We start from the raw sequence: 21,400 nt of genomic DNA on the forward strand, positions 1-21,400 counted from the left end.
TTCGCGACCGTATCAGCCGGTAAACGGCGCGTTACGAGCCGGTCTGCTCAACGGGACGTAAACCACTCGGCACGGACGATCCGGCCTCCCGATCCTCCCACCGATCCCGGTTGTCCACAGGCAGACCGGGGTTGTCCACAGCCCCTCAGGCACGCCCCCGCCGCTTTCGCCATGCTGTCCGCCGTGCCCCGCACCCCTCTCATCCCACCTCCCCTCGCCGCCACCCCCTTCCGCGGCTCCCAAGCCGTCACCACCGGCCTGATCACCTGGCGCATGCTCAGGGGCGCGGCGTGGCAACGGCTCTTCCCCGACGTGTACGCCTACCGGGGCCTGGAACTCGATCACCGAGCCTGGTGCTCGGCCGCGGCGCTGGCTGTGCCACCCGAGATGGTGTTCGGCGCACTGAGCGCCGCCTGTCTCTGGGGCGTGGCGGAGTTGCCCGACTCCACTGCGGTATCCATGGTGGCGCCACGTGATCGCAAGCAGCACCCACCTGACCGGATCACGGTGCACTACACCACGCTCGCCGGAACAGACGTGACCTCACGGGACGGGCTGCGGCTGACGACTCCCGAACGAACCGTCTTCGACCTGGGGCGACGCGCGGAGCGGGCAGACGGGCTCGTGGTGCTCGACGCCATGCTGCACAAGCATCTCGTCAGCCCGGAGGCGTTGCGGCGCATGGTTCGCGAGCGGAACGCCTGGCCTCGGGTGGACCGCCTGGCGAACCTGCTCCGATTGGCTGATCCGCGCAGCGAGTCGCCGATGGAGACCCGGCTGCGCCTTCTCCTCGTCGATGCGGGAGTCGCACCGCCTGCCGTCCAGTTCGAGGTCCGGGACACCAACGGCAGGCTCATCGGGAGGGTCGACCTGGCGTGGCCGGAAGTGCGGCTCGCGGTCGAGTACGACGGTGATCATCATCGGGAGCGCGGCCAGTTCCGGCGCGATGTGGGACGACTGAACGCGTTACGGCTCGCCGGGTGGACAGTGCTGCGCTTCACGGCCGACGACGTGCTGCGGCGGCGGGGCGAGACCGGGCGGGCGGTGCAGGGGGCGCTCGCTCAGGCCGGCTGGCGCTCATCGACGTTATGACGCCCGCATTCGGTCCATGGACGCCAGCCCACCCCGCTCGGCTGGCAGCCATGTACCGAATAGCGGCCCCATTCGGTACGTGGACGCCAGCCCGCCCGTGGGCCAGCCCGCCCCTGGGCCAGCCCGCCCGTGGGCCAGCCCGCCCGTGGGCCAGCCCGCCGGGACGGGCCGGCGGAGCCGGAGGGTCAGTGGTAGAAGTGGCGGGTGCCGGTCAGGTAGACGGTCAGGCCGGCCTTCTCCGCTGCCTCGATCACCACGTTGTCCCGGATGGACCCGCCGGGCTGCACAACCGCCTTCACCCCAGCCGCGATCAGCACCTCCAGCCCGTCCGGGAACGGGAAGAACGCGTCCGAAGCCGCCACGCTCCCCGCGGCCCGCTCGGCACCGGCCCGCTCCACCGCGAGCCGCGCCGAGTCCACCCGGTTCACCTGGCCCATGCCCACGCCGACGGTCGCGCCGCCGCGTGCCAGCAGGATCGCGTTGCTCTTCACGCTCCGGATGGCCCGCCACGCGAACGCCAGGTCGGCCAGGTCCTCAGCGGAGGCCGGGGTCCCGCACGCCAGCTGCCATCCGGCCGGGTCGTCGCCCGGCGCGTCGATCCGGTCGGCCATCTGCACCAGCATGCCGCCGCCGACCTGCTTGATCTCCGCGGGCGGCGGGTTCCAGGCGGGCGCCACGAGCACGCGCAGGTTCTTCTTCTCCCGGAAGAGCTCCAGCGCCGCCGGTTCGAAGGCCGGCGCCACCACGACCTCGGTGAAGATGTCAGCCAGCTGCTGGGCGAGCGCGAGCGACACCTCCTGGTTGACCGCGACGACCCCGCCGAACGCCGACACCGGGTCGCACTCGTGTGCCTTCCGGTGCGCCTCGGCCACGTCCGCGCCGACCGCGATGCCGCACGGGTTGGCGTGCTTGATGATCGCCACGCACGGTTCGGTGAAGTCGTTGGCGCTGCGCCAGGCGGCGTCCGCGTCGACGTAGTTGTTGTAGGACATCTCCTTGCCGTGCAGCTGTTCGGCCTGGGCAAGACCGGTCGGCGCGCCGGGGTCCGAGTAGAGCGCGGCCTGCTGGTGCGGGTTCTCCCCGTAGCGCAGCACCGACGACCGGCGCAGCGCGAGACCGGCGAACTCCGGCCATTCGGAGGGCGCGAGCACTGTGGCACACCAGTTGGCGACGGCCACGTCGTACTCGGCGATGTCCGCGAACGCGCGGGCGGCGAGCAGCTTGCGCTGCGTCAGCGTGAAGCCGCCGTTCGCCAGGGCCTCCAACACCAGGGGGTACGCCGAGACGGCTGTCACCACGGCAACCGAGGCGTGGTTCTTGGCGGCCGCCCGTACCATCGCCGGCCCGCCGATGTCGATCTTGGCGATGCACTCCTCCTCGCCGGCTCCCGAGGCGACCGTCTCGGTGAACGGGTAGAGGTTGCTGATCAGCAGGTCGAACGGCTCGATGTCGAGGTCGCGCAGCTCCTGCACGTGGGCGTCGAGCCGCAGGTCGGCGAGGAGCCCGGCGTGCACCCGCGGGTGCAGCGTCTTGACCCGGTCGCTCAGGACCTCGGGGAAGCCGGTCAGCTCCTCGACCCGGGTCACCGGTACGCCGGCCTTCTCCACGGTCGACGCGGTCGAACCGGTCGACACGATCTCCACACCGGCGGCGTGCAGCGCCTGGGCGAGCTCGACGATCCCGTCCTTGTACCAGACGCTCAGCAGCGCCCGCTTGATCGGCCGGCGACCCTCGTTGATGGCGCTCACGGAATCCGTACCTTTCTGTCCTCGATGGTCCAGCCTTCGCGGACCAGGCGGCCGACGTACTCGACCAGCTGGGCCCGCTCGGCAACCTTGATCCGCTCGGTGAGCGCGTCCTCCGTGTCGTCGTCGAGCACGGGCACGGCGACCTGGGCGATGATCGGGCCGGTGTCGACACCGGCGTCGACGAAGAAGAGGGTCGCGCCGGCGAGCTTGACGCCGTACGCGAGCGCGTCACGCGGCCCGTGGATGCCGGGGAACGCCGGCAGCAGAGCGTTGTGCGTGTTGATGTACCGGTCGCCGAACGCCTCCAGGAAGCGCTTGCCGACCAGCTTCAGGAAGCCGGCCGAGATCACCAGGTCCGGCGCGTGGGCGGCCACGTGCGAGGTGAGCGCCACGTCCCAGTCGTCGCGGCTCGGGTACGCCTTCACCGAGTCCACGAAGGTGGGAATCCCGGCCTCCGCGGCCCGGTCGAGGCCGGCGATGCCGTCCCGGTCGGCGCCGACGGCCACCACCTCTGCCCCGTACGCCGGGTCGGCGGCCGCGTCGAGAAGAGCCTGCAGGTTGCTGCCCGAACCGGAGATGAGGACGACCAGGCGGGCGGGCGCGGGGTCAATCACCCGTGCACCCTATCGTCGCAGGAGAGAGCCCCTGACAACGGGGCAATCCGGGACACGCGAAATCGGCTGACATCCATTACGCTGCGCCAGCAGACTGAACATGATTTTGATCGCCGCTCACGGCGAACTCGGAGGAGAGAAAAGTGGCATACCCGCCTCCTGCATACGGACCGCCGCCCGGCCAGCAGCCGTACGGCGCCGCGCCGCAGAACGGCTTCGGCTTGACCAGCATGATCCTGGGCATCATCTCGATCCCGATCTCGTGCTGCTGGTACATCAGTGGTGTCGTCAGCATCGTCGGCCTGGTCTTCGGCTTCCTCGGCAAGAAGAAGGTCGACGCGGGCCTCGCGAACAACCGCGGCATCGCGCTCGCGGGCATCATCACCAGCGCGGTCGGGCTCGCCCTCGCTGTCGTGTTCGCGATCCTGGCCGTGGCCCTGCGGGACTTCGACGTCCAGCAGTGGATCACGGACCAGCAGAACGCCTGATCTTTCTCGTCGGTGGTCCGGTGCCGTAAGCACCGGGCCATCGGCATTTCCGGACGCCGCCCGGAAGAAGGACGCTGCCTGGGGAAGGACGCTGCCTGGGGAAGGACGCTGCCTGGGGAAGGACGCTGCCTGGGAGAAGTATTTCCGGGCGGGGTTCAGCCCCGCCGACCCGCACCGAACATCCGGGCCGCGGCCGCGCCGAGCGCCACCGCGACACCCGCGACGATCGCGCCGACCAGGATCACCTGTAGCGGATCGGGCCCGATCCGGGAGAGCCGGCCGTCGCCGAGCCCACCGCCGGACATCCACGACAGAGCTCCGAGCACCGCACCAGCCACCGGCCCGGCGATCAGGCTCGAACCGATCAATAACAGCCACGGAGGCTCCACCGCGTCCGCACCACCGCGGCGTCCCGGCCGGCGCGGACCGCTGCGGCCGTGCCGCAGTCGCTGGGTGAGCAGCCAGCCCGCGGCGGCACCGGCGATCACCGGCAGGAGCAGCAGCGCCGCACCACTGGCACCCACCGGACCGTCCGGCAGGCCGGCGAGCAGCGGCAGGGTCGGCAGCGGGCCGACAGTCACCTCGGTCAGGCGGATCGCCGAGTCCGTCCCGAGCGCGAATCCGGGCCCGAGCAGGTAGGTGGCTGCCCAAATCGCGGCATTCACCCCGTACGCAATGCTTATCAGGGTTATGCCGGCCTGGCCGGCCACGCCGGTGCGGTAGGCGGCGATCATCTCGGCGGCCTGACCACCGCCGAGCGCCACCGAGAGGCCGCCGGCGATCGCGCCGGCGCCGAGGATCAGGAAGGCCGCGACCAGGCCCGCGCGGAGCCCGTGCCGCAACACCGGCGGGACACGCCGGGCGAGTTCGGAGATCGCGTCGGTGCCGCGCAGCGAGCCGATCAGCGCCCCGAACAGGCCGAGGGCCAGGAAATGCAGCGCGGCACGCTCGGTGGAGACGTCGGTGCCGCGACCGTCGACCAGGTGGGCGCCAAGTGCACCAACCATCGCGTACGCCGAAGCTACAGTCGCCGCCACCAGGATGGCTTTTCCGATCGACCCGCTGTGCCGGGCTCCCACCGCACGGGTGACGTGCAGTCCCGCGCGATTGAGCCGCCAGAGCACCATCAGCGTCAGCAGCAGCGGCGCGATCGCGAGTGGCCCGATGGAGGTGCCGATCGGGACGCCGTGCCCGAGCAGCCAGCCCGCCAGACCGGCGTGTGCCGCCCCGCCGATGCCGCTCGAACCCTCCAGGGTGCGGGCCAGCCCGATCACCGCGGCGACCGGGAGATAGGTCAGCAGGGCGGCCCACATCGTGGCGAAGACGGCCGCCACCAGCAGGGGTGCCCGGCCGCCCGACCCGGACGGCCGGCGTGGCCCGGGCAGCAGAACCGTGTCACGGCGGCCCAGCATCGCGTCGTCGACCACGACGGTGTCGCGCCGGTCGTCGCGCTGCTCCGGGACCGTTCGCCCGGGATCCGTTCGCCCTGGATCCGTTCGCCCTGGGTCCGTTCGCTCCGGGCCGCCCAGAGCCGGGTCGGTGACCTCCGGATCAGTCCGCTCGCCACGGACGCCCGGAATCAGCGGCTCGGTGTCCCGCACCACAGACTGAAGCGCCTCGGCGACCGCGAACGGGTCCTCCGAGCCCTCAGGCCGATCGGTTGTGCTGGGCATCGCCGACTACTTTTTCACGCCGCGGCGCTTCCGGCGATGCAGAAACAGCGGCGCGCCGCCGATCGGATCGTGGTGACCCGGCCGGCGGCGCGTCTCGTGTGCTGCTTCAGCTCATGACCTCGCGCATCAGGCGCGCTGTTTCGCTCGGCGTCTTGCCGACCTTGACGCCGGCCGCCTCGAGGGCCGACTTCTTCGCGTCCGCGGTGCCAGCGGAACCGGAGATGATGGCGCCGGCGTGGCCCATCGTCTTTCCGGGCGGGGCGGTGAAGCCGGCGATGTAGCCGACGACCGGCTTGGTCACGTTGGCCTTGATGAACTCGGCCGCACGCTCCTCGGCGTCACCGCCGATCTCACCGATCATGACGATCGCGTCGGTGTCCGGGTCTTCCTGGAACGCCTTGAGCGCGTCGATGTGTGTGGTGCCGATGACCGGGTCACCGCCGATGCCCACGCAGGTGGAGAAGCCGAAGTCGCGCAGCTCGTACATGAGCTGGTAGGTCAGCGTGCCGCTCTTGCTGACCAGGCCGATCCGGCCCTGCGGGGTGATGTCGGCCGGGATGATGCCGGCGTTGGAGGCGCCCGGCGAGGCGATGCCCGGGCAGTTCGGGCCGATGATCCGGGTCTTCTCACCCTTGGCGACGTTGTACGCCCAGAAGGCGGCCGAGTCCTGCACCGGCACACCCTCGGTGATCACCACGGCGAGCGCGATCTCGGCGTCGATCGCCTCCACGACAGCGCCCTTGGTGAACGCCGGCGGTACGAAGATGACCGACACGTCCGCGCCGGTCTCCTTGATCGCCTCGGCGACGGACGCGAAGACCGGAAGCTCGGTGCCGTCGAAGTCCACCTTCGTACCGGCCTTGCGCGGGTTCACACCGCCGACCACGTTGGTGCCCGCGGCGAGCATCCGGCGGGTGTGCTTCGAGCCCTCCGAGCCGGTGATGCCCTGGACGATGACCTTGGAGTCCTTGGTGAGCCAGATAGCCATTAGTTCACTTCCCCGCAGCCGCGAGCTCGGCGGCGCGCTCGGCCGCTCCGTCCATCGTGTCCACCCGCTCGACAAGCGGGTTGTTCGCTCCGTCCAGGATGGCACGGCCGGCCTCGGCGTTGTTGCCGTCGAGACGGACCACGAGCGGCTTGGTGACCTGCTCGCCACGCTCCTCGAGCAGCGCCAGGGCCTGGATGATGCCGTTGGCGACCGCGTCGCAGGCGGTGATGCCGCCGAAGACGTTGACGAAGACGGACTTCACGGCCGGGTCGCCGAGGACGATCTCCAGGCCGTTCGCCATCACCTGGGCGCTGGCGCCACCGCCGATGTCGAGGAAGTTGGCGGGCTTCACGTCGCCGTGCTTCTCACCCGCGTACGCCACCACGTCCAGCGTCGACATGACCAGGCCGGCGCCGTTGCCGATGATGCCGACCTCGCCGTCCAGCTTGACGTAGTTGAGGTTCTTCGCCTTGGCGGCCTGCTCCAGCGGGTCGACGGCGGACTTGTCCTCCAGGCCCTCGTGGTCGGGGTGCCGGAAACCGGCGTTCTCGTCCAGGGTGACCTTGGCGTCCAGCGCGAGCACCCGGCCGTCGCCGACCTTGGCCAGCGGGTTGACCTCGACGAGCGTGGCGTCCTCGGCCACGAAGGCCTGCCACAGCTTCACCGCGATGTCGACGACCTGGTCAGCGACCTCGGCGGGGAACTTGGCGGCGGTCACGATCTCCCGCGCCTTCGCCTCGTCGACACCCTTGCTCGCGTCGATCGCGACCTTGGCGACCCGCTCGGGGTCCTCCTCGGCGACGGTCTCGATCTCCATACCGCCGGCGACGCTGGCGATGCAGAGGAACGTGCGGTTGGCCCGGTCCAGCAGGTAGGAGAAGTAGTACTCCTCCTGGATGTCGGCCGTCTCGGCCAGCATCACCTTGTTGACCGTGTGCCCCTTGATGTCCATGCCCAGGATGTCGCCGGCACGAGCCTCGGCCTCGTCGGCGCCGTCGGCCAGCTTCACACCGCCGGCCTTACCGCGGCCACCGACCTTGACCTGCGCCTTGACGACGACCTTGCCGCCCAGCCGCTCGGCGATCGCCCGGGCCTCCTGCGGGGTCTCTGCGACGCCGCCGCCCAGCACGGGCAGGCCGTGCCGTTCGAACAGGTCGCGCCCCTGATACTCGAACAGGTCCACGTGTCTCCTTTCGCTCGCGACGCCAAGCGCCGGCATGCCGCACCATTGCGTCCCGACCTGTGTGCGCGGCGACTCGCAGCAGCAGCGCCGCCAGCGTGAGGATCGTCCGGCCTCCCCGATTCACACGAAGAGAACCTCATCCGCAGACTAGCGACCGATTCGACCTCGGTGACCGCGCGGGTGCGCCGTGTGCAAGACCACACACCAGAGTGGTGAAATCGCAGCTCCGGGGCGGTGGAGACGACTGGGCACAGTGTGCACACGGAGATATCGGTGATGCCGCTGTGACGCAACACGACACAGCACCGGCCACAGGGGTCACCCGCCGTCACACATCGATCGTGGACCGCCGGAAAAAGTCGTACGGGCGCGCGTAACCCGCCCGGGAGGGGGTCGTTGAGTGTGGTGTCGGAGCGCTACGGCGCACCGCAAGGAAAGCGGCCGATGCCCTGTCGGTCGAGGGGTGGCGGCGGGGCATCGCGCATAGAGAGGCCGGACGTGTGAGGGGTGCGTCCGGCCTCTCCCCTTGCGAGTACCGGCTCCAGCTCCCTTACCGCCGCCGGGTGGATCACCGGCCCGGCCGGCTCATCGGATCCCCCGGCTCACCAGACCGGCGCCGGCCCTGACCGGGATTGCTCATCCGCAGGTCCAGGCCCGGAATCAGGCGACCGGCGTTGCCACATTGGCGCGTACCCATTCGACGATGGACGCCATTGTTGCACCCGGAGTGAATACCGCGGCTACGCCGAGTGATTTCAATTCCGCGATGTCGTCCTCCGGAATGATGCCGCCGCCGAATACTTTGATGTCAGCTGCGTCACGTTCCGCCAACAGCTCCAGCACTCTCCGAAAGAGCGTCATGTGCGCACCGGAGAGGACCGACAGACCGATCGCGTCGGCGTCCTCCTGGATCGCGGTCTCCACGATCTGCTCCGGGGTCTGATGCAACCCGGTGTAGATCACTTCCATGCCGGCGTCGCGGAGCGCCCGCGCCACCACCTTGGCGCCGCGGTCGTGCCCGTCCAGCCCGGGCTTCGCGACGATCACCCTGATTCGTGCCTGCATGCTGACCCCTTTGGGCTCCGACCATGGTGCCGGGCACCCGGCATCAGGCCGCCCCGGCGTTGGTCACCTGAACGAACGGTAACCCGCGGCGCCGGGCCGGGGTAGCCGGTGCCCCATCCTCGCGCGCGGGAGAAATAGTTCTCCCGGTCACATTACTTTCCGTTTCACCAGTGATCACACTGGGTTGCCATTTCGACTCACGAGAAAGGTAACCAATTCGGACAATCGCTGATCAATGCTGACCAGGAACTGTCATGAAATTGGCGCTGCGACTTGTGACCCGGCGGTCGTTTCGTTACCGTGGCGTCGGCTCTCGCACAGGTTCCCCCCAACGACGAGGGCCCGGCCGACCACCGTTCACCGCAGTTCGAACCCTGGTTGCGCCGCCCGCAATGCCACTGACGGAGGATTGTTCGTGCGCCAGCGCTTGTCGTCTGAGCCCGATCGCTATCGCGGCCGCCGCCGTGTACCTACCCCTCCGCGCAGCCGTTACGCCGTCGTCGTCACGTCAGCCTTCGTCGGTGCGGGCGTTGTCGCTCTCGGAGCCGCCTCCAACCTGCCGGATGCCAAGGCCGTCAGCCCCGACGTTCTGCAGAGTCTGAAAACCTCGCAAGTCGCCGCATCTGACGCCCTGGACAACCGGGCGGAGGAAAACACCCGCGCATCTCGCAGCAACGACCGCGGCGAGAACAAAGACCTCGCCGCCGAGGTCTCCGCCGAAGACATCTACCTGCTGCCGGTCGACGACTACACGTTCTCCTCTCCCTACGGTGTCCGCTTCGGCAAGCTGCACGCCGGCATCGACCTGGCCGCCCCGGACGGCACGCCCTACAAGGCGGTGCACGCTGGTGAGGTGACCAGCGCCGGTTACGCCGGCGGCTACGGCTACTCGATCACCGTCCGCCAGGCCGACGGCACCGAGATGATCTACGCCCACTCCCGGCGCCTGCTGGTGAAGAAGGGCGACCAGGTCAAGGCCGGCCAGGTGATCGGCGAGATCGGCAACACCGGTTACTCGTACGGGACGCACCTGCACCTCGAAGTGCACGTGGACGGCACCCCCGTCGACCCGATCGTCTTCCTCCAGGACCGCGGCGTCGACATCAAGCTCCAGATCGAGTCGGTGTATGCGGGGATGGCCGCGGCCGAAGCCGCCTCCTGACCCTGCACCACACCCGGGGCGCCTTCTGACCCGCACCAGCTGGCCGCCCGCTCCTCTCGCGCCCTGCGCCGCCTGCTCCCCTCGCGCCCCGCGCAGCCCGCTCCTCTCGCGCCCCGCGCAGCCTTCTCATTCCGCGCCGCACCCCGGCCGTCGCTCGGTTGCATTCTGGTAGAACCGCGGGCACTCCCTTCAGCGTCTCCGTCCCCCGGACCGACAGGTACGTGACAGCGAAAGTCACGGAAGTCGGGGAGGGCACATCGCGTGGGGCAGCACTCGTACTCGGGCCGAGGCGGCAAGCACCGTCAAGAGCTGCTGCACCGTCATCGCGCCCCCGCGTTCCCGGAACTCTTCGCCACGCGCGGCCGGTCAGCCCTGTCAGTCACCGCGCTGAGTGCCACCCTGGCCGCCGGCATCGGTGCGGCCGGGGTCTCCGCCACCGCCGCACCGCTCGGCGGCACGGAAAGCTCGCCGGCCCACCACGTGACCGCCGCGCACCCGTCCGCCGCGCTGCCCGTCGAGGCGCCGAGCGGTGACACCGCTCCGGGCAAGGAATTCCCGCACGGCACCGGCGTCGTGGACGACTCGGCCGGCCCGTCGGGCGCCGCGGTGCGGCAGAAGGAGCGTCCCGTACCGGTCGCCGAGTGGGTGCACCCGCTCTCCGCGGCCCAGGTCACGTCCTGCTTCGGCCAGCGGTGGGGCCGCCTGCACGCGGGCGTGGACCTCGCCGCACCTCACGGCAGCCCGATCGTGGCCGCCGGAGCCGGTGTGGTCGTCACGGCCGGCCCCAACGGCGGGTACGGCAACGCGGTCCTGATCGACCACGGCAACGGCTACCTCACCAACTACGGCCACATGTCGAAGATCGTCGTCGAGCCCGGCCAGAAGGTCACCGCCGGCCAGCACATCGGCGACGAAGGCTCGACCGGGCACTCCACCGGCCCGCACCTGCATTTCGAGGTGCACCAGGGGTTCTTCCAGAACCCCCTCGAGCCGACCGCCTGGATGCACGAGCACGGCGTCCAGATCCCCGGCTGCTCCGCCGCCACTCCCGACGCCCCCGCGGACTCCCTGGAGAAGTAACCCCGGCAGCTCAGCCGCTTTCCGCGGGTGGTCGCCCTTCGGAAGCCGGCCACCTCCCGGAGCAAGTCGTCCTCCGAGAAGTGGCCGGAAGCGGTCAGATCTTCTCGATCGGCGCGTGGCGGAGCACCAGCCACATCACCTGGTCGCCGAAGTCGATCTGGGCGCGGGTGCCCGGGCCGTGGCCCTCGACGGTCACGACGCGGCCCAGGCCGTAGCGCTGGTGGTTGACCCGATCGCCGGGGGCGACCTTCGGAGCCGACTTCAGGTCACTTGCCGTGGCGAGTTTGCTGGCGTCGATGCCGAGGCGGTCAGCGATGCGTTGAGCTTTAGGCGTACCCCCGGAAAAGCCCCCGCCGCGCTGGCGGTCTCCCCCACCGCGGCCACCCACCCCGCCGCCTGTCCCTGACCAGGACGTATAGGACCCTCCGGTCCGCTCCCACCGGACCAGCTCCGTCGGCAGCTCGTCGGTGAAGCGCGACGGCGGGTTGTACTGCGGCTGGCCCCACGCCGAGCGCGTGACCGCCCGGGAGAGATAGAGGCGCTGCCGGGCGCGGGTGATGCCCACGTAGGCCAGGCGCCGCTCCTCCTCCAGCTCGGTGTTGTCGCCGAGCGCCCGCATGTGCGGAAAGACGCCGTCCTCCAGGCCGGTCAGGAAGACCACCGGGAACTCCAGGCCCTTCGCCGTGTGCAGGGTCATCAGCGTGACGACGCCCTGATGGTCCGGATCGTCGCTGGGAATCTGATCGGCGTCGGCGACCAGCGCCACCTGCTCCAGGAAGCCCGCCAGAGTCGCGACCGGCTCCTCCCGTCCGACCGCCCCGCCCGCCACCCCAGAACGGACTGAAGGCTCGTCTTCTGCCGCCAGCGACTCGACCCGCTCCGTGTACTCCCGGGCGACGCTCACCAGCTCCTGCAGGTTTTCCACGCGGCCCTGGTCCTGCGGGTCCAGGCTCTCCTCCAGCTCGCTGAGCAGGCCGGAGCGCTGGAGAACCGCCTCCAGCACCTCCTCCGGTGGCGCGCTCAGGGACATCTCCCGCAGGTCGTCGAGGAGCTGCACGAAGTCGCCGATGCTGTTGGCCGCCCGGGTGGAGATGCCCGGCGCGTCCTTGGCGTGACGCAGCGCCTGACCGAACGAGATCCGCTCCCGGCCGGACAGTGCCTCGACGCAGGCCTCGGCACGGTCGCCGATGCCACGCCTCGGCGTGTTCAGCACCCGGCGGATGCTCACCGTGTCGTCGTCGTTGACCACCGACCGCAGATAGGCCAGGGCGTCGCGGACCTCCTTGCGCTCGTAGAAGCGCACCCCGCCGACCACCTTGTACGGCAGGCCGACGCGGATGAACACCTCCTCGAACACACGGGACTGCGCATTCGTACGGTAGAAGACCGCCACGTCGCCCGGACGCACCTCGTGGTTGTCACAGAGCCGGTCGATCTCCCGGGCCACCCAGTCGGCCTCGGCGTGCTCGGTGTCGGCGACGTAACCGACGATCTGCTCGCCGGCGCCCTGATCGCTCCAGAGCCGTTTCGGCTTGCGGGAGCCGTTGCGGTCGATCACCGCGTTGGCAGCGGAGAGGATCGTCTGGGTGGAGCGGTAATTCTGCTCCAGCAGGATGGTGCGCGCGTCGGGGTAGTCCCGCTCGAACTCCAGGATGTTGCGGATGGTGGCGCCACGGAACGCGTAGATCGACTGATCGGCGTCACCGACCACGCAGAGCTCGCCCGGATCCTCGGTGCCGATCAGCTCGCGGATCAGCGTGTATTGCGCGTGGTTGGTGTCCTGGTATTCGTCGACGAGCACGTGCCGGAACCGCCGCCGGTAGACCTCGGCCACGTGCGGGTGCGACTGGAACAGGTGCACAGTGGCCATGATGATGTCGTCGAAATCCAGCGCGTGTGCCTCGCGCAGCCGCCGCTGATACAACTCGTATGCCTCGGCGACGGCCCGCTCGTTGGGACCCTTCGCGTTGGCCTTGAAGGCGTCCGGCACGACCAGCTCGTTCTTCAGGTTGGACACCTGGGCGGCCAGACCGCGAGCCGTGTAGCGCTTCGGGTCGAGGTCGAGCTCACGGGCGACCAACTGCATCAGCCGGCGCGAGTCGTCGGCGTCGTAGATCGAGAACGTGCTCTTCAGCCCGGCGTGCTCGTGCTCGGCCCGCAGGATCCGCACGCACGCCGAGTGGAACGTCGACACCCACATCAGCCGGGCGCGCGGGCCGACCAGGTGGGCGACCCGCTCCTTCATCTCACCGGCGGCCTTGTTGGTGAAGGTGATCGCGATGATCTGGCCGGGGTGCACGTCCCGCTCGGCCAGCAGGTAGGCGATCCGATGCGTCAGCACCCGGGTCTTGCCCGAGCCGGCACCGGCCACGATCAGCAGCGGCGCTCCGGAGTGGGTCACCGCGTCTCGCTGAGGGCCGTTCAGGCCGGTCAGCAGTGCCTCGGGGTCGAGCCGCCGGGCAGCGGGCCGGGGCGCCGGCCGGGATGCCTCCGGAGCCCGCACCGCGGGCAGGGAGAACAGGGCTTCGGAAGGTTCTGAGGAAGGTCGCATCGCGGGAGCCAGTGTATGCCGACCCACCGACACAAAATTCCTGCCCGACCCACCGTCGCATCAGCGTGTGGCAATAGATTTGTCACCCCGAAGTGGTGGCGTTGGGCCAGGTGATCCACCAGGCTGACCGGGTTGATGAAAAATTCACTCCGATCGGGGGATCGATAACATGACTCTTCCCCAGCTCCGGGGCCGGGCCATCCTGACCGCCGCTCTCGTGGCCGTCGCGGGCGCCGTCACGGCGATCCCGACCGCCCAGAGTGCCGCCGCCGCACCGCCGCCGGAGTTCAACCCGGTGTCCGCGTCGTATGGCAAGCCCTCAGGTGCCACCGTCAAGGGCCAGTTCCTCAGCTACAACGACTTCCACGGTGCCATCGACCCACCCACCGGCAGCGGCGCGGTGGTCAACGCCAGCGGGACCAGCACTCCGGCCGGCGGCGTGGAATACCTGGCCACCTACCTCAAGAAGCTGCGCGCCGAGGCCAAGGCCGAGCACCGCCAGACCGTCACCGCCGGCGCCGGCGACCTGATCGGCGGGACGCCGCTGGTCAGTGCGGCGTTCCACGACGAGCCCACGATCGAGCTGATGAACGAGATCGGGCTCCAGGTCAGCTCGGTCGGCAACCACGAGTTCGACGAGGGTGTCGCCGAGCTGATCCGCATCCAGCGCGGTGGCTGCCACCCGGCCGACGGCTGCCAGGACGGCGACGGGTTCGCCGGCGCGAAATTCACCTATCTCGCGGCGAACACCATCGACAACAAGACCGGCCTGCCGATCCTGCCGCCGATCGACATCAAGCTGGTGAACGGCGTTCCGGTCGGCTTCATCGGTATGACGCTGGAGGGGACACCGAGGATCGTCAACCCGGCCGGCATCAAGGACGTGCACTTCACCGACGAGATCGAGACCGCCAACAAGTGGAGCCGGGTGCTGCGGCTCTTCGGGGTCAAGGCACAGGTGCTGCTGCTGCACGAGGGCGGTTCGCAGGGCTCGGTCACCCCGACGCCCGGCGTGTCGGACTGCGCCAACTTCACCGGCGCGGTGGTGCCGATCGTCGCCGGCCTCAACCCGGCGATCAGCGTCGTGATCTCCGGCCACACGCACCGGTTCTACTCCTGCAAGCTGCCGAACAGCGAGGGCACCGACACGGTCGTCACCAGCGCCGGCACCAACGGCCAGCTGGTCACCGACATCGACTACACGCTGGACAAGCGGACCGGCAAGTTCGTCGAGATCACCGCGAAGAACGTGATCGTGGAGAACGGCGTGCCCGACGGCAACGGCGGCTGGGTCAAGGACGCGTCCGGCGCGTTCGTGAAGAACCCGGACACCGTCGACCCCGCGGCGAAGAAGGTGGCGGACAAGTACCGCACCGCTGTCGCACCGATCGCCAACCGTACGGTCGGCAGCATCAGCGCGGACATCGTCCGGACCACCACCCCGGCCGGGGAGAGCCCGCTCGGTGACGTGATCGCCGACGCGCAGCTGGCGTATACACAGGGTGCCGGTGCGCAGATCGCTCTGATGAACCCGGGCGGCATCCGGGCCGACCTGGACGCCGACCAGTCCAGTGGTGGCGAGGCGTACGGCGTGGTCACGTACGGCGAGGCGTTCACCGTGCAGCCGTTCAACAACCTGGTGGTCACACAGACCTTCACCGGGGCACAGCTCAAGGACGTGCTGGAGCAGCAGTTCGTCGGCTTCGGCGGGCAGACGGCCCAGCGCATCCTGCAGGTGTCGGCCGGCCTGACCTACACCTGGAGCGCGTCGGCCGCTGCCGGCTCCAAGGTCAGCAACCTGGCACTGAACGGGACGCCGATCGACCCCGCCGCCACCTACGTCGTCACCACCAACGACTTCCTGGCCAACGGCGGCGACGGCTTCAGCAACCTGACACTGGGCACCGGGCGGGTCACCGCTCCGGGCTTCGACGTGGACGCACTCGTCGCGCACCTCGGTACCGGGCCGATCGCACCCGGGCCGGCCAACCGGATCGGCACCGCTCCCTAGTGTCTTTCTGTCTCAACACTCGGGCGGTTTCCTTGCGACGCGGTCCGGGACGGGGGCATACTCGGCTCGTGATCCAGCAGGCGCGATTTTTTTACTACGGCACCGGAGGCCCGGCAGCCGTAGGTCGCTCCTGAACGACAGACCTACATCAAGCCCCGGGCTTCCCCGCCCGGGGCTTGATGCTGCCCGGGCCGGGTCGTCGTCCGGGGCGCCAGCACCCGAGGAGCAGCACATGACCGCCGACGTGATGGACCAGTCCACCGGCGCGGGCGAGGCACCCGCCGCCGAGAAGATCCGCGGAATGCGTGAGCGGATCAACGAGATCGATCAAGCCATCATCGACCTCTGGCTCGAACGCGCCAGCCTCTCCCAGGAGGTCGGCAAGACCCGCATGGCCAGCGGCGGCACCCGACTGGTGCTGGCCCGCGAACGCGAGATCATCGAGCACTTCCGCGAGGCGCTCGGCCCCGACGGTACGCAGGTCGCCCTGCTGCTGCTCCGCTCCGGCCGCGGACCCCTCTGACCGGTCCGCAAACGCCGACCTCCCCGGAAACGCCGACCTCCCCGGAACGCCGGCCGGTCCGGAAACGCCGCGGCCGGGCCCCGTCCATCGGGCCCGGCCACCTGCGTCTTCCTGACGATCAGCGCTTGCGCTCGATCTTGTAGTCGCCCTTACCCGCGCCACCGAACTGCCCGTGGTCCTTGCCGCCGAACTGCCCGTGGTCCTTGCCGCCGAACTGGCCCTTGCCACCGAACTGGCCGTGGTCCTTGCCACCGAACTGGCCCTTGCCACCGAACTGGCCCTTGCCGCCGAAGTGGCCGTTGCCGTTGCCGACGTGGATGTTGCCGCGGTCGTGGCCGAGCTGGAAGTGGCCCCGGTCCCGTCCGACCTGGAAGTGACCCCGGTCGCGGTCGTTCTGGAAGTGCCCGCGGCCACCGCCGCGCCACTCCCGCTCCACCTTCAGCATCCACAGGCCGCGGCGGGCGCCGATGCGCACCAGGTAGCAGCGCGGGTCGTCCCACTTGCCCGCCCAGTCGCCGACGGCGCCGGTCTTCTTGCAGGTGCCGAGGCTGCGGTAGAAGCCGACGATCTGGTCCCGGTCGCGGTGCTGCAGCACCTGGCCGCTCGAGGACTTCCCGGCCGAGTTGCCGGCGCTGTCCGATGCCAGAGCCGGTGCCCCGATCGACGCTCCGGCCAGCAGCCCCAGGCCCGCCATGGTCAGTGTCCGCACGATCTTGTTCATTGTCTTCCCCCTCCGGTTGGTGCCTCCGTTGGGATAGACAATGTCATAACGGACATAGTTACTTAAAGGGTTCATAGTCGTACTTTTAGTCAACTTCTCCTTGATCTTCAGCCAGGTTCGCCCGTCAAATGATCTATTTGCCGCGTTCGGCGACGACTCCCCCGCCCCACCCTTCGTTGCCTCCATTGCGGGCCACCCTGCCCACCCCAAACCCGCCCCTCAACCCCTCCAAATCCGCGCAGTCGGTTCCCTTCACGAGCGACGCGGTCCGCCTGATCAGCATGCAGTTCAGCCCGGAGGTGGCGCTGCGGCCTGGAGTGGGCAGCAAGATCGCTTCACGCACAGAAGAGGACTGTGGGATACGCGTACCAAAAAAGCGAAACGGCCAGGACCGAAGTCAAAGCCCGCCGTAAACGACAAGCGACCTGCGACCTGCGACACGCGAAACGGCCCGGACAGAAAGTCCGGGCCGTTCGTTGATCACCAGCTCAGCGGCGGTGTACCACGTCGCGAATCTCCGCGAAGTGGCAAGCGCTCGGGTGCGGCGATCGATCACGGATCGTCAGAGCCGGGTCCTGCTGGGCGCAGACGTCCTGCGCCTTCCAGCAACGCGTGCGGAAACGGCAACCCGACGGTGGGTTGGCCGGCGACGGCACGTCACCCTCCAGGACGATCTGGTCACGGTGGCCGCGCAGGCGCGGGTCCGGGACCGGGACGGCCGAGAGAAGGGCCTGGGTGTACGGGTGGGTCGGCTGGTCGTAGATCTCGGTGTCGTGACCGTGTTCGACGATGCGGCCGAGGTACATCACGGCGACCCGGTCGGAGATGTGCCTGACCACCGACAGGTCGTGGGCGATGAAGATGTACGACAGGCCGAACTCGTCCTGCAGCCGCTCCAGCAGGTTGATGACCTGCGCCTGGATCGACACGTCGAGCGCCGAAACCGGCTCGTCGCACACGATGATCTCGGGCTTGAGTGCCAGTGCGCGGGCGATGCCGATGCGCTGGCGCTGTCCGCCGGAGAACTGGTGGGGGTAGCGGTTGATGTGCTCGGGGTTGAGGCCCACCGTGTCCAGCAGGTCCTGCACCGCCCGCTCGCGACCCTTGCGGGGCACGACCTCCGGGTGGATCTCGAACGGCTCGCCGATGATGTCGCCGACCGTCATCCGGGGGTTGAGCGAGGTGTACGGGTCCTGCAGCACCATCTGGATGTTGCGGCGTGCCCTGCGCAGGTCGCCGCCCCGGAGCCGGACCATGTCCTGACCGCGCACCATGATCGAGCCTTCGGTCGGCTTCTCCAGGCCGACCAGGAGCTTGGCCAGCGTGGACTTGCCACAGCCGGACTCGCCGACCACGCCGAGGGTCTCACCCCGGCGCAGCTGGATGTCGACTCCGTCGACCGCCCGGACAGCGCCGACCTTGGTCTTGAAGACGATGCCCTGGTTGATCGGGAAGTGCTTGACGAGACCCTTGGTCTCGAGGACTACGTCACTCACCGAGGACCTCCCGGAAGAAGTGGCAACGGGCGGTACGGTGCGGCGCGACGGCGTAGGCCGGCGGCGGCGGGTCCTGGCGGCACGGGTCTTTCGCATACCGGCAGCGGGGGTTGAACGCGCATCCATGCGGGATGTCGGTCAGCGCCGGCGGCAGGCCACGAATGACGTTGAGCTGCTGGCCCTTCATGTCCAGACGCGGGATCGACTCGAGCAGCGCCCGCGTGTACGGGTGGGCCGGCCGCGTGTAGATGTCGTAGACGGGTGCCTCTTCGACGACCTTGCCCGCGTACATCACGGAGATCCGGTCGGCGACGTCGGCGACCACGCCCATGTCGTGCGTGATCAGGATGAGGCCCATGTTGCGCTGCTTCTGCAGTTCCGCGAGCAGGCCCATGATCTGCGCCTGCACGGTGACGTCGAGCGCCGTGGTGGGCTCGTCGGCGATCAGCACCTCGGGGTCGAGCGCCAGCGCCATGGCGATCATGACGCGCTGGCGCATACCGCCGGAGAACTGGTGCGGGTAGTCGTTCACCCGCTCCTTGGCGGCCGGGATCCTGACCTGGTCGAGCAGTTCGATCGACCGCTTCTTCGCGTCGCCCCGGGACATACCCCGGTGCATCCGGAAGACCTCGCCCAGCTGGAACCCGACCGAGTAGACCGGGTTCAGTGCGGACAGCGCGTCCTGGAAGATCATCGCGATCCGGTTGGCCCGGACCTTGCGGCGCTGCTGCTCGGGGAGGGTGAGCAGGTCGACACCGCGGTAACGGACCTGGCCCTTGGTGATGAAGCCGGGAGGGCTGTCCAGGATGCCCATGATCGCCTGAGCGGTCACCGACTTACCGCACCCCGACTCGCCCAGGATGGCGAGGGTCTCGCCCGGGGAGAGCCAGAAGTTGGCGCCGTTGACTGCTTTGGCGACGCCGTACTGGGTGCGGAACTCGACGTGCAGGTCGTTGACCTCGAGCAGGGGGGCGCGCGGGTCGACGCCGGGTATGACGTCCATTTCCGCCTTGATATCAGTCACCGGGGTCACCGCAACTTCGGGTCGAAGGCGTCGCGGATGGCGTCGCCCAACATGATGAAGGCCAGCACCGTCGCGCCCAGGAAGACCGCGGGCCAGACCAGCGGAGCCGCGGCGACACGTGCCGACGGAGTGGCCTCGGAGATCGCGATACCCCAGCTGATGGCGTCGCCCTTGAGACCGACACCGAGGAACGACAGGGTCGCCTCGACGCCGATGTTGATGCCCAGCAGGATCGTCAGCACGACGATGAAGGACGCGATCGAGTTCGGCAGGATGTGCCGGAGCATGAGGCGTCCCGGACCGGCACCGAGCATCCGGCCGGCGGCGACATAGTCCTGGTTCTTGGCCGCGATCACCGCCGAGCGCATGACACGGGCGCCGGACGTCCAGGTCAGCAGACCCAGGGTCAGGATCACCGCGATGAGCCCGTTGTCGTTCGGGTCGGCCGACAGCCGCGACGAGAGCACGATGCCGGCGAGCAGGAACGGGATGGCGAGCATCACGTCGACGAACCGGGACAGCACCGCGTCGACCCAGCCGCCGAAGAAGCCGGAGGAGAGGCCGATGATGATGCCGATGACGCCGGCGATCATCGTCGAGACGACGCCGACGATGATCGAGTTCCGAGCGCCGTGGATGGTCTTGGCGAAGACGTCGCAGCCCTGGAAGTCGTATCCGAAGTAGGCGGTGCCGTTGGCGCCCTTGTGCTGGTTCGACAGCGCACAGGACCGCGGGTCCGCCGAGGTGAACAGCGTCGGCCAGATGGCCATCACCAGAACGATCGTCACCAGGACGACGGCCACCCAGAAGATCTTGCTGCGGCGGAGGTCGTTCCAGGCGTCGCCGGCCAGGCTGCGTGGCTTGTCCGACCTTCCACTGCCGGGCCGAGGCTGCAGGTTGATCGGTTCGGGCGCCTCGGCGGCGGTGATGGAGCTCATGTCACTCATAGCGGATCCTGGGGTCAAGGGCGGCGTACAGCAGGTCGACGAGCAGGTTCACGACCAGGAAGACGATCACCAGGGCGCTCACGAAGCCGACCACCAGCGGACCGTCCTCGCTACGGATGCCGCGCGCAAGGTTGAAGCCGACGCCGGGGATGTTGAAGACACCCTCGGTCACGATCGCTCCGGACATCAGGTTGCCCAGGTCCACACCGATCAGCGTGACGACGGGGATCAGCGAGTTGCGGAGCACGTGCACCGAGATGACCCGGCGGCCCGACAGGCCCTTGGCCCGTGCGGTGCGCACGTAGTCGGCGCGCAGGTTCTCGGCGACCGAGGTACGGGTTACCCGTAGCTGAGTGGCCAGGACCGAGCTCGCCAGCACCATCGCCGGTAGCAGTAGCTGATAGAAGGTCGCCTTGGCGTTGGCCGTCGGCGGGAACCAGCCGAGCTGGATGCCGAAGAGCAGCTGGGCCAGCGGTGCGATGACCACGATCGGCATCGACAGCAGGACCAGGGTGACGACGAGCGTGACGTTGTCGAAGGCACCGCCACGGCGGATGGCCGAGAAGACGCCGGCACCGATGGCGATGATCGCAGCGATCACGACTGCCATGAGTGCGAGCCGGAGGGTGATCGGCCATGCCGCCTCGAGCAGGTCGGCGATCTTTCGCCCGTTGAGCGAGGTGCCGAAGTCTCCGGTCAGCAGGCCTTTCATGTAGTACCAGTACTGGGTGAGGAAGGGATCATCCAGGTGGTAGCGCTCGGTCAGCGCAATGCGCTGACTCTCAGTGATGGGCCGTTCGCCCGCCAACGCCTGGAGGGGGTCGTCCTGGTTGGCGAACATCAGCGCGAAGACTACAAAGGTGGCCCCGAAGAACGTGAGGACCATTTGTAGTAAGCGCCGCACGATGTAGCGGAACATTCGGGTTTAGCCTCTTCCGCGGAAGAGCGCCGGCCTCGTGAGCACGGCGACGAGGAGGGTGGGGGTTAACACAGTGGTGGCGCCACGGTTTCACAAACTCCGTGACGCCACCACC

The 21,400-nt window shown here is 69.0% G+C and carries 18 protein-coding genes; 6 read left to right on the top strand and 12 right to left on the bottom strand.

From position 1 onward, the window contains the following. The first annotated feature begins 183 nt into the window (after positions 1-183). On the top strand, positions 184-1,092 hold the full coding sequence (locus ACFQV6_RS39650; RefSeq protein WP_378032870.1) for a type IV toxin-antitoxin system AbiEi family antitoxin: 909 nt from the start codon (positions 184-186) through the stop codon (positions 1,090-1,092). A 185-nt stretch (positions 1,093-1,277) separates the two neighbouring features. On the opposite strand, the gene purH is transcribed toward ACFQV6_RS39650, so the two are convergent. Together purH and purN are read right to left on the bottom strand one after the other, a co-directional pair. Further along, positions 1,278-2,840 (bottom strand): bifunctional phosphoribosylaminoimidazolecarboxamide formyltransferase/IMP cyclohydrolase, encoded by a 1,563-nt coding sequence (purH, locus tag ACFQV6_RS39655; RefSeq protein WP_378032871.1) that lies wholly within the window; start codon positions 2,838-2,840, stop codon positions 1,278-1,280. Beyond that, entirely contained in the window at positions 2,837-3,454 is a 618-nt protein-coding gene (gene purN / locus ACFQV6_RS39660; RefSeq protein ID WP_378032872.1) for a phosphoribosylglycinamide formyltransferase, read from the bottom strand. The genes purH and purN overlap by 4 nt, the downstream gene beginning before the upstream one ends. 143 nt (positions 3,455-3,597) lie before the next feature. On the opposite strand from purN, the gene ACFQV6_RS39665 reads away from it, so the two are divergent. Beyond that, positions 3,598-3,942 (top strand): DUF4190 domain-containing protein, encoded by a 345-nt coding sequence (locus ACFQV6_RS39665; RefSeq protein WP_378032873.1) that lies wholly within the window; start codon positions 3,598-3,600, stop codon positions 3,940-3,942. A 155-nt stretch (positions 3,943-4,097) separates the two neighbouring features. Here ACFQV6_RS39665 and ACFQV6_RS39670 read toward each other — a convergent pair whose 3' ends face one another. The 4 genes from ACFQV6_RS39670 to ACFQV6_RS39685 all read right to left on the bottom strand — a co-directional run bounded on the left by ACFQV6_RS39670 (position 4,098) and on the right by ACFQV6_RS39685 (position 8,851). Further along, positions 4,098-5,615, bottom strand: a complete 1,518-nt coding sequence (locus tag ACFQV6_RS39670; protein ID WP_378032874.1) for a DUF6350 family protein — start codon at positions 5,613-5,615, stop codon at positions 4,098-4,100. 106 nt (positions 5,616-5,721) lie between these two features. Beyond that, positions 5,722-6,603, bottom strand: coding sequence for a succinate--CoA ligase subunit alpha (gene sucD / locus ACFQV6_RS39675; protein ID WP_378032875.1), 882 nt, complete (start codon positions 6,601-6,603; stop codon positions 5,722-5,724). 4 nt (positions 6,604-6,607) lie between these two features. Further along, positions 6,608-7,786: an ADP-forming succinate--CoA ligase subunit beta gene (gene sucC / locus ACFQV6_RS39680; RefSeq protein WP_378032876.1), complete on the bottom strand. Its 1,179-nt coding sequence runs from the start codon at positions 7,784-7,786 to the stop codon at positions 6,608-6,610. Between the two features lie 660 nt (positions 7,787-8,446). Continuing rightward, complete coding sequence (locus ACFQV6_RS39685; RefSeq protein WP_378032877.1) at positions 8,447-8,851, bottom strand: cobalamin B12-binding domain-containing protein; 405 nt, start codon at positions 8,849-8,851, stop codon at positions 8,447-8,449. A gap of 415 nt (positions 8,852-9,266) precedes the next feature. Between ACFQV6_RS39685 and ACFQV6_RS39690 the strand changes: the two genes are divergently transcribed. Both ACFQV6_RS39690 and ACFQV6_RS39695 read left to right on the top strand, forming a co-directional pair. Continuing rightward, positions 9,267-10,013, top strand: a complete 747-nt coding sequence (locus ACFQV6_RS39690; RefSeq protein ID WP_378032878.1) for a M23 family metallopeptidase — start codon at positions 9,267-9,269, stop codon at positions 10,011-10,013. Between the two features lie 261 nt (positions 10,014-10,274). Beyond that, positions 10,275-11,093, top strand: coding sequence for a M23 family metallopeptidase (locus tag ACFQV6_RS39695; protein WP_378032879.1), 819 nt, complete (start codon positions 10,275-10,277; stop codon positions 11,091-11,093). Positions 11,094-11,187: 94 nt separating this feature from the next. On the opposite strand, the gene pcrA is transcribed toward ACFQV6_RS39695, so the two are convergent. Continuing rightward, complete coding sequence (gene pcrA, locus ACFQV6_RS39700) at positions 11,188-13,644, bottom strand: DNA helicase PcrA (protein WP_378032880.1); 2,457 nt, start codon at positions 13,642-13,644, stop codon at positions 11,188-11,190. A gap of 169 nt (positions 13,645-13,813) precedes the next feature. Between pcrA and ACFQV6_RS39705 the strand changes: the two genes are divergently transcribed. Together ACFQV6_RS39705 and ACFQV6_RS39710 are read left to right on the top strand one after the other, a co-directional pair. Then, on the top strand, positions 13,814-15,655 hold the full coding sequence (locus ACFQV6_RS39705) for a bifunctional metallophosphatase/5'-nucleotidase (protein WP_378032881.1): 1,842 nt from the start codon (positions 13,814-13,816) through the stop codon (positions 15,653-15,655). Positions 15,656-15,887: 232 nt separating this feature from the next. After that, positions 15,888-16,178, top strand: coding sequence for a chorismate mutase (locus ACFQV6_RS39710; protein ID WP_378032882.1), 291 nt, complete (start codon positions 15,888-15,890; stop codon positions 16,176-16,178). 118 nt (positions 16,179-16,296) lie between these two features. Here the strand turns inward: ACFQV6_RS39710 and ACFQV6_RS39715 are convergent, their stop codons facing one another. The 5 genes from ACFQV6_RS39715 to ACFQV6_RS39735 form a co-directional block, all read right to left on the bottom strand. Beyond that, on the bottom strand, positions 16,297-16,899 hold the full coding sequence (locus ACFQV6_RS39715; RefSeq protein WP_378032883.1) for a hypothetical protein: 603 nt from the start codon (positions 16,897-16,899) through the stop codon (positions 16,297-16,299). Between the two features lie 488 nt (positions 16,900-17,387). Continuing rightward, a complete protein-coding gene (locus ACFQV6_RS39720) occupies positions 17,388-18,395 on the bottom strand; it encodes an ABC transporter ATP-binding protein (protein WP_378032884.1) in 1,008 nt (335 codons plus the stop codon). After that, positions 18,388-19,398 carry an ABC transporter ATP-binding protein gene (locus ACFQV6_RS39725; RefSeq protein WP_378032885.1) on the bottom strand — a complete coding sequence of 337 codons (1,011 nt, stop codon included), beginning with the start codon at positions 19,396-19,398 and terminating at the stop codon, positions 18,388-18,390. The genes ACFQV6_RS39720 and ACFQV6_RS39725 overlap by 8 nt, the downstream gene beginning before the upstream one ends. 26 nt (positions 19,399-19,424) lie before the next feature. Then, a complete protein-coding gene (locus tag ACFQV6_RS39730; RefSeq protein ID WP_378032886.1) occupies positions 19,425-20,366 on the bottom strand; it encodes an ABC transporter permease in 942 nt (313 codons plus the stop codon). Beyond that, complete coding sequence (locus ACFQV6_RS39735) at positions 20,359-21,285, bottom strand: ABC transporter permease (protein WP_378032887.1); 927 nt, start codon at positions 21,283-21,285, stop codon at positions 20,359-20,361. Before ACFQV6_RS39735 ends, ACFQV6_RS39730 begins: the two co-directional genes overlap by 8 nt. Positions 21,286-21,400 lie beyond the last annotated feature (115 nt).

It is taken from the genome of Actinoplanes sp. GCM10030250 (genome assembly GCF_042666575.1).
Classification (GTDB): Bacteria; Actinomycetota; Actinomycetes; order Mycobacteriales; family Micromonosporaceae; genus Actinoplanes.